General features: G+C 69.7%; 12 protein-coding genes. 5 read left to right on the top strand and 7 right to left on the bottom strand.

All coding sequences use genetic code 11. From position 1 onward, the window contains the following. Nucleotides 1–45 precede the first annotated feature (45 nt). The 3 genes from LVQ62_RS16550 to LVQ62_RS16560 are packed head-to-tail and all read left to right on the top strand — an operon-like array spanning nt 46 to nt 1,216. Nucleotides 46–195, top strand: a complete 150-nt coding sequence (locus LVQ62_RS16550; protein WP_233763241.1) for a hypothetical protein — start codon at nt 46–48, stop codon at nt 193–195. Then, entirely contained in the window at nt 192–782 is a 591-nt protein-coding gene (locus LVQ62_RS16555; RefSeq protein ID WP_233763242.1) for a PRC-barrel domain-containing protein, read from the top strand. The genes LVQ62_RS16550 and LVQ62_RS16555 overlap by 4 nt, the downstream gene beginning before the upstream one ends. Next, nucleotides 782–1,216, top strand: coding sequence for a PRC-barrel domain-containing protein (locus tag LVQ62_RS16560; RefSeq protein WP_233763244.1), 435 nt, complete (start codon nt 782–784; stop codon nt 1,214–1,216). Before LVQ62_RS16555 ends, LVQ62_RS16560 begins: the two co-directional genes overlap by 1 nt. Nucleotides 1,217–1,225: 9 nt before the next feature. Here the strand turns inward: LVQ62_RS16560 and LVQ62_RS16565 are convergent, their stop codons facing one another. Genes LVQ62_RS16565 through LVQ62_RS16575 form a run of 3 tightly spaced genes read right to left on the bottom strand, consistent with a single transcriptional unit; the run spans nt 1,226 to nt 5,319 of the window. Continuing rightward, the gene (locus LVQ62_RS16565) at nt 1,226–2,572 is read right to left on the bottom strand and encodes a pitrilysin family protein (RefSeq protein ID WP_233763246.1); all 1,347 of its coding nucleotides are present in this window, start codon (nt 2,570–2,572) and stop codon (nt 1,226–1,228) included. Continuing rightward, nucleotides 2,569–3,855, bottom strand: coding sequence for a pitrilysin family protein (locus LVQ62_RS16570; RefSeq protein WP_233763247.1), 1,287 nt, complete (start codon nt 3,853–3,855; stop codon nt 2,569–2,571). The genes LVQ62_RS16565 and LVQ62_RS16570 overlap by 4 nt, the downstream gene beginning before the upstream one ends. Nucleotides 3,856–3,891: 36 nt before the next feature. Continuing rightward, nucleotides 3,892–5,319, bottom strand: a complete 1,428-nt coding sequence (locus tag LVQ62_RS16575; RefSeq protein WP_233763249.1) for an NAD(P)/FAD-dependent oxidoreductase — start codon at nt 5,317–5,319, stop codon at nt 3,892–3,894. A gap of 123 nt (nt 5,320–5,442) precedes the next feature. Here LVQ62_RS16575 and LVQ62_RS16580 point away from each other — a divergent pair, with 123 nt between their 5' ends. Both LVQ62_RS16580 and LVQ62_RS16585 read left to right on the top strand, forming a co-directional pair. Continuing rightward, nucleotides 5,443–6,213, top strand: coding sequence for an FHA domain-containing protein (locus LVQ62_RS16580; RefSeq protein WP_233763251.1), 771 nt, complete (start codon nt 5,443–5,445; stop codon nt 6,211–6,213). A 12-nt stretch (nt 6,214–6,225) separates the two neighbouring features. Next, a complete protein-coding gene (locus tag LVQ62_RS16585) occupies nt 6,226–8,733 on the top strand; it encodes an ATP-binding cassette domain-containing protein (RefSeq protein ID WP_233763253.1) in 2,508 nt (835 codons plus the stop codon). Between the two features lie 3 nt (nt 8,734–8,736). Here LVQ62_RS16585 and smpB read toward each other — a convergent pair whose 3' ends face one another. From smpB to ftsE, 4 genes are read right to left on the bottom strand one after another with little or no spacing between them, the layout of a single operon-like run. After that, complete coding sequence (gene smpB, locus LVQ62_RS16590; protein ID WP_179479408.1) at nt 8,737–9,207, bottom strand: SsrA-binding protein SmpB; 471 nt, start codon at nt 9,205–9,207, stop codon at nt 8,737–8,739. A gap of 30 nt (nt 9,208–9,237) precedes the next feature. After that, on the bottom strand, nt 9,238–10,509 hold the full coding sequence (locus tag LVQ62_RS16595) for a peptidoglycan DD-metalloendopeptidase family protein (RefSeq protein ID WP_233763255.1): 1,272 nt from the start codon (nt 10,507–10,509) through the stop codon (nt 9,238–9,240). Nucleotides 10,510–10,539: 30 nt separating this feature from the next. Then, nucleotides 10,540–11,460 carry a permease-like cell division protein FtsX gene (ftsX, locus tag LVQ62_RS16600; protein WP_233763257.1) on the bottom strand — a complete coding sequence of 307 codons (921 nt, stop codon included), beginning with the start codon at nt 11,458–11,460 and terminating at the stop codon, nt 10,540–10,542. Between the two features lie 9 nt (nt 11,461–11,469). Further along, nucleotides 11,470–12,273, bottom strand: coding sequence for a cell division ATP-binding protein FtsE (ftsE, locus tag LVQ62_RS16605; RefSeq protein WP_233763259.1), 804 nt, complete (start codon nt 12,271–12,273; stop codon nt 11,470–11,472). Between the last annotated feature and the right edge of the window lie 47 nt (nt 12,274–12,320).

The following is a 12,320-nucleotide window of genomic DNA, read 5'->3' on the forward strand; positions in this document are numbered from 1 at the left end:
CGTCCGCCGTACGGCGAATGTGTCTGACAACATGGAGGTTCCGCGATGAGCTGGTGGGTCTGGTTGATCGTGATCGTGGTGATCGTCCTGTTGCTCGTGGGGGCCGTCCTCGCCGTGCAGGCACGACGACGGCGCGGCGGCGTGATCGTCGATCCGGCCGGCTCGCCACGCACCAAGGGCCGTGGTGGCCGATGACCCGCCTGATGCGCACCTCCAAGCTCGCCAAACGACCGGTGGTCACGATGGGCGGCGAGGACGTCGCTCAGATCAAGGACGTCGTGTACGCCGCGGGCGGCGGTCAGGTCGGCGGCTTCACCCTCGCGGGACGCGGACTGTTCGCCGGGCCGTTGAAGAAGGCCCTGGCGTGGACCTCGGTGGCCTCCCTCGGTGCCGACGCGGTGATGATCGCCGATGAGGACGTGCTCGAACTGACCGAGGCCGTCCTCGACAGGTCCGCGTCGAGCGGCGGGTCCGGCGGCAACGTGCTGGGTTCGCAGGTGCTCACCGACGCGGGCGTCGACCTCGGCAAGGTCGTCGACGTGATCATCGAGGTGTCGCAGGGCGGTTCGGGCCAGTGCGACGTGGTCGGCTACGAGATCGAGGCGTCCGAGGCGCTGGGCAGCAGTGGCACCGACGTGCTGATCCCCTTGCCGGACACCATCTCCGTCTCCGGCGAGCACCTCATCGTGCCGGCGAGCGCGAAGGACTTCGTCGGACACGACCTCGCCGGTTTCGGCGCGGCCGTCGAGCAGTTCCGGGCCCAGTTGAAGGCGGACCGCTGATGCGTTTCAAGAAGGCGACCGGACGCAAGGTCGTGAGTCTGGCCACCGCGGAGACGGTGGGCAAGGTCTCCCGCTTCGTGATCGACGTCCCGCAGCGCAGGATCGCCGCGCTGGTGCTGCGCAAGACCGACAAGCACGGGGAGATCCTCACCTGGAGCGACGTGACCGGCTTCGGCGACGACGCGGTCACGGTGGCCGACGTCGGGGTGCTGTCCGAGGCCGACGGGCCGATGAAGGAGCTCTCCGACAAGGACTACCAGCTCATGGGCAAGCGAGTGCTCAGCACCCGCGGCGACGACCTCGGCGAGGTCAAGGACGTCGACTTCGACCCGAAGACCGGTCTGCTGGAGACGATCCACTACCCGGACGGCTCGGCCCGCGGCGACGCACTGGTCGGCATCGGCACCTACGCCGCCGTGATCGACATCGACTGAGCAGCTCGCTCAGACGACGGTGACGTCGCCGCGCCCGAGAGCGCGTACGGCGTCCGCGTGGGCCTCGGCGTCCCCGACCAGCACCAGCGTGCGAGGCTGCCGGCCCCATCGTGCCCACGCCTGCGCCAGGTCCTCGGCGGTCAGCCCACGAAGGTCGCGCAGATAGTCGGTGACGAAACCGGTGTCGAGGCCGTCCAGCGCGAGTGCCGCCGCCTCGTCGGCGACCGCGTCCGCCGTGGCGTACCGCCCCGGCGCCGTCATCCCGACGTAGTCCACGCCGGAGCGCAGCTCCTCCTGGGTGAAGCCGTCGGCGACGCCGTCCAACACCTCCCACAGCAGCTCCACGGCAGGGGCGGTCACGTCGCCGCGCACGGAGCCGCCCGCCACGAAGGTGCCGCTGGCACCGCGGGGCCGGAAACCGGCGCCGAATCCGTAGGTGTAGCCCTTGTCCTCGCGCAGCACCCGGTCGACCCGCGCTCCGGGTGAGCCGCCCACCAGGTAGGCCAGCACCGGGTACGGCGCCCATCCGCCGTCGACCCGTCGCGACGGACCGCCCCACCCGAGCTGCACCTGGGTCTGCACCGATCCGGGCCGGTGCACGAAGACCACGTGGTCACCGCCGGCACGCGGCAGGTCCAGCACACCGGAGCCGGCCGACCCCGTGCCCGTCGTGGACCACGTGCCCAGCGTCGCGTCAACGGCAGCATGCACCTCGGCGGCGTCCAGGTCGCCCGCCACCAGCACCCGGGCGCCATCGGCGGTCACGTGCGCGGCGTGGAAGTCGCGGCAGGCGGCGGCGTCGATCGCGCGCACCGTCGCGGTGCGCCCGGCGACCGGTCGGCTGGCCCGCGCGGTCGGGTCGTAGTAGGCGTCGATCCACTCCAGTGCAGCCCGTGACCCCGGGTCGGCCAGCTCATGCTCGATGTCGGAAAGACGTTGCGCGACATGGCGACTGACTTCCTCTTCGGGGAAGGCCGGCTCGCTCAGGCACTCCAGGGCCAGCTCCAGCGCAGGGCGCAGCGCACCCGTCGCGACCTCCAGCTGCACGGTCAGGCCGAGCAGCGTCTGACTCGCCGCGAGTGCGATGCCGCTGCCCTCGAGCAGGCCGGCGAACTCGTCCGCGGTGTGCGACCGGGTGCCCTCGTCCATGGTCCGCGACACGATGGTGGCGAGCCCCTCGCGGTCCGCCGGCTCCAGGGTCGCGGGCAGCGGGATGACCACCTGGACCGAGGCCACGTGCTGTCCCGGTCGATGGAAGACCGACAGCGGGATGCCGTTGCTCAGCGTGGTGTCGACGGGATCGGGGAACGACCACGCGGCGGGCGGTCGGACCTGCGGGCGTTCGAGGCTGATCATGCGTCGTCCTTCGCGCTGTCGGTCCTGCGGTAGACGACCGTGGCGGTGTTGTCCGGCTGCAGATACCGCGCCGCGGCCTGCTGGATCTGCTCGGGCGTCACGGCGAGCAGCTCCTCCAGATGGGTGTTCACGTAGGTCGGGTCGTCGTGCAGGAGGGTGTACTGGCTGATGAAATCGGCCCGCTCCTGGGTGCTGGCAAAGGCCTGCAGCACGTCGCGGGTCGCGCCCGCGCGCAGCACCTGCATCTCCTCCTCCGTCGGCGGTGATGCGGCCAGCGTCACGAGCTCCTCGTGCACGGCGGTCTCCAACTCGGCCACGGAGTGTCCCTGCGCGACGTCGGCGCCGAGCATGCCGAGCGAGACCCCGCCGGCGAGACCGAACGCGCTGCGGAAGACGTGGTCGGCCAGGCGCTCCCGACGTACGACGCGGCGGTAGAGCCGCGACGTGGCCATTCCTGCGAGCAGGTCCATCGCGAGCTCGCAGGCGAGGTAGTCGTCCGTGCGGTCACCGGGCAGCCGGAAGGCGATGTAGACCCGGTCGCTCGGCACGTCCTCGACGCGCTCCACCCGTACCGGCGTGGTCAGCGGGGGCAGCGGCGCAGTCGGCGGCACCGGCGGGCGTTCCACGGTCGGCAGGTCACCGAAATACTTTGCGGCGGCGTCGAATCCGGCCTCGACGCTCACGTCGCCGCACAACGTGAGGACGGTGTTGCTGGGGCGGTAGTGGGCCGCGAAGAACGAGCGCACGTCCTCCAGGGACGCCGCGTCCAGATCCTCCATCGACCCGATGGTGCTGTGGTGGTAGGGGTGCCCTTCGGGGAAGACGGCGGCGTAGATGTCGGGCAATGCATTGCCGTACGGCCGGTTGTCGTAGCGCTGGCGCTTCTCCTCCTTGACCACGTCGCGCTGGTTGTCCAGGTTCGCCTGGTTGACCGCATCGAGCAGGTGGCCGTGCCGGTCGGCCTCCATCCACAGCGCGAGGTCGAGCGCGCCGGTCGGCACCACCTCGAAGTAGTTGGTGCGGTCGAACCAGGTGGTCGCGTTGAGTCGGGCACCCGCGGCCTGCAGCCGGGAGAAGTGCTCGCCCTCGGCGACGTTGCGCGACCCCTGGAACATCAGGTGCTCGAAGAGGTGCGCGAACCCGGTACGGCCGACCGCCTCGTGGCGTGACCCGACGGCGACCCACAGGTTGACCGCGACGGTGGGCACGTTGTGGTCCGGCGCGACGACAACCCGCAACCCGTTGGGCAGCGTGCGGGTCTCGACCTGATAGTCCAGCGGCATGCACCCCACCCTAGGGAGGCGGGTGCGCCGCTCCCGTCAGCCGGTCTCCCCGGCCAGTCGGTCGATGGCGACCGCGCGCGTGCGATCCAGGTCCCCGTCGCCGTTGGTGATGGACGGGGTGAAGTCTTCGCCCAGCCTTTGAATGGCGACCCGGGCGTAGATCTGCTGCTCGGTCGAGGTGCGCTCACCGCGGCCCCGGCCGAGGAAGGACACCACCCAGTGGAAGAACGTGCCGATCTGACTCTTGAATCCGATGATGTAGACGAGGTGCACCCCCAGCCACATGACCCAGGCCACGAAACCGGAGACCTCGACCTTGCCGATCTTGGCGACCGCGCTGAACCGCGAGACGGTCGCCATCGAACCCTTGTCGAAGTAGTGGAACGGCTTGTCGTCAGGGGTACCCGCGAGCCGCGCCTTGATCCGCTTCGCCGCGTACTTGCCGCCCTGGATCGCGACCTGTGCGACACCGGGCAAATTGTCCAGCGCGATCATGTCGCCGACCAGGAAGATCTCCGGGTGGCCGGGCAGCGTCAGGTCCTTCTCGACGTGCACCCGCCCGTTGCGGTCGACCTGTGCGCCGGTCTTCTCCGCCAGCATCCGGCCGAGCGGGCTGGCGGACACCCCCGCTGCCCAGACCTTGCACAGCGCCTCGATGCGGTGCCGGGTGCCGTCGTGCGACTCGTACTCGATGCCCTCGGCGTCGACGTCGACCACCTTCGCGCCGAGGGTGACGGTAACCCCGAGCTTCTCCAGACGGCGCTTGGCCTTCCCGCCGAGGCGGTCGCCGTACGGCGGGAGCACCTTGTCCATCGCGTCGAGCAGCACGATATGCGCGTGCTGGGACTTGATGGCCCGGAAGTCGTGCGACAGGGTCCGCTTCGACAGCTCGGCGATCTGGCCGGCCATCTCGACCCCGGTGGCCCCGGCGCCGACCACCACGAACGTCATCAGCCGGGTCACGTCGTCGGTGCGACCGGACGCCGCGGCCATCTCCGCCAGTTCGAAGGAGCCGAAGATCCGCCCGCGCAACTCCAGGGCATCGTCGATGCTCTTCATGCCCGGGGCGAACCGTGCGAAGTGGTCGTTGCCGAAGTAGGACTGACCGGCACCCGCCGCGACGATGAGGCTGTCGTACTCGTAGACGTGCCGCTGGTCGAGCGCGTCGGTGACCACCTGGTGCTTGTCGACGTCGATGCCCGTGACATGACCGAAAAACACCTGCGCGTTCTTCTGCCGGGCCAGCACCTCGCGGGTCGAGGGGGCGATCAGACCCTCGGACAGGATCCCGGTCGCGACCTGGTAGAGCAGCGGCTGGAAGAGGTGGTGCGTCGTCCCGGAGATCAACGTGACGTCGACGTCGGCACGCTTGAGGGCCCGTGCGGCGAAGAGACCACCGAAGCCCGAACCGATGATGACGACGCGGTGTCGCCGGGTTGCCTGGGGTGCCAGCGAAGCCTGCATTCCTCCAAGGTAGTCCGGAGTGCCGTGATCACGCATCGTGCAGCATTAGTGTGGGGCCCGATGTGACCAGCCTCGCAGCACCTGACGCCTGACACCGAGCCTTTTTCGAAACGTGGAGACGCCATGAGCCACCCGCACGACCCCTACCGGCCGCCGGAGAACGGCGGCACCGGTGCCGCCCGGCAGGACTTCGGCGAGCACGCAGGTGGCGAGCGGCCGCCGCACGGCCACGCACAGGCCCGAGGTGGCGACTCCCCCGCCCGCCAGCACTACGGCGAGCAGGGCGACAACGGCCGGCCGACAGGTCCGACGCAGCCCGCACCCATCGTGTGGCATCGGACGACCTCCCCGTCCGCGCCGCGCGGGTGGTCCGGACCGCACCCGTTCGACGCGCCGCAGCCGCGTGAGGTCTTCGTGCCGCCCGCCCCCGTGACCGAGTCCTCGATCCACCCGCCGGTGGCGGCCCCGGCCGCGGCGCCCGCCCCGTCGCTGGAGAAGCAGGCCGCGCCCGAACCTGCACCGGCCCCCGCGCCGGTGCGTCAGGAGCCGCCTGCTCCGGTCGCCTTCCCCGAACCGGTCCCCGCACCCGTGCCCGCGCAGCAGCCCTCCGCACCGCGCGACCCCGAGCCGGCGGACGCCTCCGACGACGAGGAGGCGCTCACGATCGGTCGCGGCCGCGGCAACTCCATCGTGCTGGACGACATGCTGGTCTCGCGCCACCACGTGCGGATCACCGCCGACGACGACGGGCTGGTCCTGCAGGATCTCGGCAGCCGCAACGGCACCTACGTCAACGGCCACCGCGTGGAGCGCACGGCGCTGCACGAGGGAGACCGGTTGGGCATCGGCGCCACGACGTTCGAGGTGCGCGACGGCTGGCTCGTGAGCGTCTGAGCCGCACCCTCTATGGACGGATACGACGACCGCGGCCACGCGGGCGATCTCACGCTGGCCTTCCCCGGCGGGGTGCGCCCGCTCGCGCCCGGGGAGTCGATCACCGTGGGACGTTCGCGCGACTGCGAACTCAGCATCCCCGAGGCCGGCGCCTCGCGACGGCACGTCGGGCTGACCCGCCAGGGTGCCACCGTCGTCGCCAGCGATCTCGGCAGCGCCAACGGCACCTGGATCGACGGGCGGCGGATCACCGGACCGACCGTCGTACCGGCCGGGGGCGTCATCCGGCTCGGCGGCGCGCAGGGACCGACGTTGCAGGTCCGGTTCGTCCCGGCACCGGCTCCCCAGCCGACTGGTGTCCCCGCCGGGCAGCTGCCCCGCAGTCGCCCCACCGATGCCCCCGCGCCCGCCCTGGCACCCAGTAACACCGGCGTCGTCTTCGACCGCTACCAGCTGCCGAGCGGTCCGATGCCCGAACGCAGACCCGAACCGGGCGGGTATGCCGCCGTGAGTTCCTCTGTCCCGCAGGTCATCCCGGCGCCCGACCAGTTCAGACCGGACCGCGGCGGATGGCAGCCCTCGGGTCCGATGGTGCTCGGCATCGGGCGCGGCCTGGAGAACCAGATCGTGCTCGATGACCTGCTGGTCTCGCGGCGGCACACCGAGCTGGTGCCGCAGGTCGGCGGGTTCGAGGTGCACGACCTCGGCAGCCGCAACGGCACCTACGTCAACGGCCAGCGTGTCGAGGTGGGCCGGCTCGGCGAGGGCGACCTGCTCGCGGTCGGGCACTCCCGCTTCACGGTGCGCCACGGACAGCTGGTCGCCAGCGTCGACCAGGGCGACGTCGCATTCATCGCCAACCACCTGTCGTACGCGCTGTCGGACGGCAAGCTGCTGCTGGACGACGTGTCGTTCGCGCTGCCCGGGTCGAGCCTGCTGGCGATCATCGGCCCGTCGGGCGCCGGCAAGTCCACGATGCTGAAGGCGCTGACCGGCTCGCAGCCAGCGACCAGCGGCGAGGTCTACTACGACAGCCGCGACCTCTACCAGAACTTCCAGGACCTACGGCACCGCATCGGTGTGGTCCCGCAGGACGACGTGGTGCACCGCCAGCTGACCGTCCGTCAGGCGTTGCGCTTCGCCGCGGAGCTGCGCTTCCCCGACGACCTGGACGCGCACCTGCGGATGCAGCGCGTCGAGGAGGTGATGGCCGAGCTCGGGCTGTTCGAGCACGCCGACACCCGGGTCGACCGCCTCTCCGGCGGACAGCGCAAGCGCACCTCCGTGGCGTTGGAGCTGCTGACCCGGCCGTCGCTGCTCTTCCTGGACGAGCCCACGTCCGGGCTGGACCCCGGCCTCGACAAGCAGGTCATGCAGACCCTGCGGGATCTCGCCGACGGCGGTCGGACGGTCGCGGTGATCACCCACAGCGTCGCCAACCTGCACGTCTGCGACAAGGTGCTGCTGCTCGCACCGGGCGGCAAGGTCGCCTACTTCGGTCCGCCGGACCAGCTGCTGCCGTTCTTCGGCGCCCGCGACCACGCCGACGTCTTCAACGCGGTCACGGCAGACCCGGCCGGCGTCCAGCACCGGTTCCGCACCTCGCCCCTGCAGGACGAGCAGGTGGCCGGTCCGTTGCGTGCGCCGCGCGGCGACGGCGGACCCCGGGAGCGGCCACCGCGCCAGCAGAGCATCACCTCGCAGCTGTCCACGCTGGCCCGGCGGCACGTCCGGGTGATCCTGGCCGACCGCGGCTACGCGGCGTTCATGGTGCTGCTCCCGATCGTGTTGGCGCTGCTGACGATGGTGGTGCCCGGCAGGTACGGCCTGTCGTTCACGACGTTCCTGGAGGGCGGTCAGCCGATCCCCCGGTCCGGCATCGAGGCCAGTCAGATCCTGGTGATCCTGATCCTCGGATCGGTCTTCATGGGTACGGCGGTGAGCGTGCGGGAGCTGGTCGGAGAGCGGGCGATCTTCAAACGGGAGAAGGCCGTCGGGCTGTCCAGCACCGGTTACGTCCTGGCGAAACTGCTGATCTTCGGCCTGCTGACCCTGCTGCAGGCGATCGTGCTGGTGCTGCTGGTCGAGACGCGCAAGGCGCCCCCGAGCAGTGCCGTCCTGCTCGGCTCGCCCACGCTGGAGCTGATCATCGCGTGCTGGCTCACCGCCTTGTCGGCGATGGCGCTGGGGCTGCTGATGTCGAGCGTCGTACGCACCTCCGAGCAGGTCATGCCGCTGCTGGTGGTCTCGATCATGGCGCAGCTGGTGCTGTGCGGCGGTCTCTTCCCCGTCACGGGACGGATCGTGCTCGAGCAGGTGTCCTGGCTCGCGCCGGCCCGATGGGGATTCAGCCTGGCCGCGGTGACCGTCGACCTCGACCGGTTCACGTTGAACGACAAGGATCCGCTGTGGGAGCACACGCTGAGCAACGGCACGCTCGCCGCCTCGATGCTCCTGGTGCTGACAGCGCTCTTCGCGGGGCTGACCCTGTGGCGCCTCACCCTGAAGACCAGCGAGTAGCCGCTACAGCTTGCGGCGCAGCGACATCGCGCGTTGCGCCTCGCGGTCGTCCTGCCGCTCGCGCAGCGCCTGCCGCTTGTCGTAGAGCTTCTTGCCTCGTGCCAGCGCGATCTCGACCTTGACCTTGCCGTCGACGAAGTAGAGCGACAGCGGGATCAGGGTGTGCCCGCTCTCGCGGGACTTGATCAGCAGCTTCTCGATCTCCTCGCGGTGCATGAGCAGCTTGCGGCGACGGCGCGCGGAGTGGTTGGTCCAGGTGCCCTGCAGGTACTCCGGGATGTGCACGTTCTCCAGCCACAGCTCGCCGTCACGCTCGCTGGCGTAGCCGTCACCGAGGGAGGCGCGGCCCATCCGCAGGCTCTTGACCTCAGTGCCCATGAGGACGAGGCCCGCCTCGACCGTGTCCTCGATGAGGTAGTCGTGACGCGCCTTCTTGTTGTTGGCAATGATCTTCTTGCCGGATTCTCTGGGCACCCGTCAATAGTACGGAGCGGGGCAAACCGGTTACTGCAACCAGATCATCGGGTTGACGTAGGTGCCGTTGTCGAGCACCGCGAAGTGCAGGTGGCAGCCGGTGGAGCGGCCCGTCGTACCGGAGTAGCCGATTAGCTGGCCGCGCGTGACCGGTCCGCTCGTGACCACGAAACGGCTGAGGTGCTCGTACTCGCTCGCGAGGTTCTGGCCGTCCACGAAGCCGTGATCGATCACGATATGGCCGCCGGCGATGCTGTCGGTGGCCGCCTCGATCACGGTGCCGGGAGCCGCCGCATGCACCGGGGTGCCGCAGGCATAGGGGAAGTCGTCCCCGGCGTGCAGCATCAGCACGTGCAGCACCGGATTCACCCGCATGCCGAAGACCGACACGATGCTGGACAGCGGCATCGGCGGGGTGAAGTAACCGTTGCCGCGAGGCGCGGACGTCGCGGGGCGGGCCGTCGCGGTGGACGAGGAGCGGTGCTGCAGTTTGGCCAGGGCGATCGCCCTCAACCGCAGGATGCCGCCCAGCCGAGCCGACTCCGCCTTCTGCGTCTTCAGGTTCGCCAGCTCGATCGTCTTCTGCTTCGACAGGCTGTTGCGGGCCAGGGTCTGAGTGCGCTGGAGGGCGACAAGCCGGGTCTGAGCGGTCTGCGCCTCGTTGCGAGCCGTCGTCGCGGCGATGACGGCGTTGTCGGCCTGGATCTTCAGACCGGCGACCCGGCGACGGGTGGCCGCGAGGGTCAGCCCCTGTGCCTTCTGCGTCGCACGCTGGCTGGACAACTTGGTGAGGATGCCGTTCTGCTGGCGCAGCAGCAGGTCGGCGATCGACGCCTCGTCGGCGACATCCGAGCCGTTCGCGCCGTTGGAGCCGAGGATCTGCAGGGTCAACGCGAAGTTGCCGAGACCACCGGCCTCATAGCTGCGCCGGGCGATGCCGCCGACCAGGATGGTGGTGCGCGCCTGGGCGGCCGCCGTGACCTTGATGGCGGCGGTGTTCTTACCCTCGGTCGCCTGCGCTGCGCTCAGCTCGCCGGCGACGATCGTGCTGTGGTTCTGTGCTCCGGTGAGGGCCGACTGCTTGGCACTCACCTGCCGACGGGCGCCGGCAACGGCCTTCGTGGTGCTGTCCAGCTTGGCTTGCGCAGCCACCAGCGCCACACCGATGTCGTCGAGATCGGCCTCCGTGGTCTTGATCCGTGCGTCGGTCTTCTTCTTCGCCGTGCCGGGGTCGTCGGCATACGCCCGCACCGACACCGTGGTCGCACTGATCGCCACGAGGGCGCCTGCGAGGACGCGCACGATACGCACCGGGATCGACATAGCGAATACCTACACCCGGACGTGGCGTCGGAGGGTCAACCAGGCCGTGAACAACGCAAGAATCACCGTGCCGACGAACATCCAGGGCGTGATGGCCCACAGATCGTCGGTGCCGATCAGACTCACGAGATCGCCGCCGCTGCCGACGTGGTTGAACAGATGGTTGATGCCGAAGTTGATCAGCGCCCACAGGCCGGCGATCGCCAGCACCGCACCGAGCAGGGTCGCCACCAGGGTCTCGATCACGAACGGCAGGTAGATCACCGCGTTCGAGGCGCCGACGACCCGCATGATGCCGACCTGGCGCCGGCGTGAGAAGGCCACCTGCCGGATCGTCGTGGTCATCAGAAGCACCGCGCACACCGCCATCAGGCCCGCCAGGATGACGGCGCCGATGCTGAGCAGGTTGAGGATCTTGAAGAACGTGTCGAGCACCTTGCCCTGGTCGCTCACCGCCTCGACGCCGTTCGCGCCGCTCACCAGGCTCGCGACGTCGCCGTACCTCTTGGGGTCGCTGAGCTTGACGCGGAACGCGGCCGGCATCGACTGCGGGCTGATCTGCGACAGGTAGGGACTGGCTGCGAACTGGGTCTTGAAGCGGCTGTACGCCTGCGTCGAGGACTCGTAGTAGACCTGCTCGACGAGCGGCTGCTGAGCGAGCAGCTCACGCTTGATCGACGCCGTCTGCGCCGGGGACGCCGCCCCGTCGGAGCAGGAGGGCACATCGCTGCTCTGGGAGGTGCACAGGAAGACCGAGACCTGGACCTTGTCGTACCAGTAGCCCTTGGCGAGATCGACCTCGCGCTGCGCCAGCAGACCGGTGCCGATGAAGAAGAGCGAGATCATCGAGACCAGCACCACGGACGCCATCATCGAGGCATTGCGGCGGATCCCGCTGGCAATCTCGCCGAGCATGAACTGCAGTCGCATGTCGGCCGCTCAGCGTTCGACCGGCGCGTTGCCGGTGATCGTCGGGTCTTCGGCCGGCGTGCGTCCGGCACGTACGGGACGTCCGGGGATTCCGGCGGGGCGGGTGGGGCGCGCCGCCGTCGGCGCGGGCATCTCGGTGTACCGCCCGTTCTGCTCGTCGCGGATGATCCTGCCACCGCGCAGCTCGATGACACGCTTGCCGAAGCGGTCGACGATGCCCTGATCGTGGGTCGCGACGACCACGGTGGTGTCGGTCTTGTTGATGCGGTCGAGCACCTTGACGATGTCCTCGCTGATCTCGGGGTCGAGGTTTCCGGTCGGTTCGTCGGCCAGCAGGATCGGCGGCTTCTTGACCACGGCCCGTGCGATGGCGACCCGCTGCTGCTCGCCACCGGACAGTTCGTACGGCATCCGACGGGCCTTGCCCTCCAGGCCGACCAGCTCCAGGGTCTCCGGCACGAGCTGCTTGATGACGTGCCGCTTGGCTCCGAGCACCTTCAGGACGAACGCGACGTTCTGGTAGACGGTCTTGCCGTCCAGGAGTCGGAAATCCTGGAAGACCACGCCGATCTCGCGTCGCAGCAGGGGGACCCGCCGGTCGGGCAGGACCCGCAGGTCCTTCCCGGCGACCAGGATCTTGCCGCGGGTGGCGGACAGCTCCCGGGTGGTCAGCTGGATCAGGGTCGACTTCCCGGAGCCGGACGCTCCGACCAGGAACACGAACTCTCCCCGGCCGATGTCCAGGGAGACGTCGTCGAGAGCCGGCGCGTCGTTGGCGCCGTACTTCATGGTGACGTTCTCGAAGCGGATCATGCGCGGGGGTTGTGGTCCTTCGGTGTTCGGCTGCGACGCGATGGGCG

The organism is Allobranchiibius sp. GilTou73 (assembly GCF_021391335.1).
GTDB lineage: Bacteria > Actinomycetota > Actinomycetes > Actinomycetales > Dermatophilaceae > Allobranchiibius > Allobranchiibius huperziae.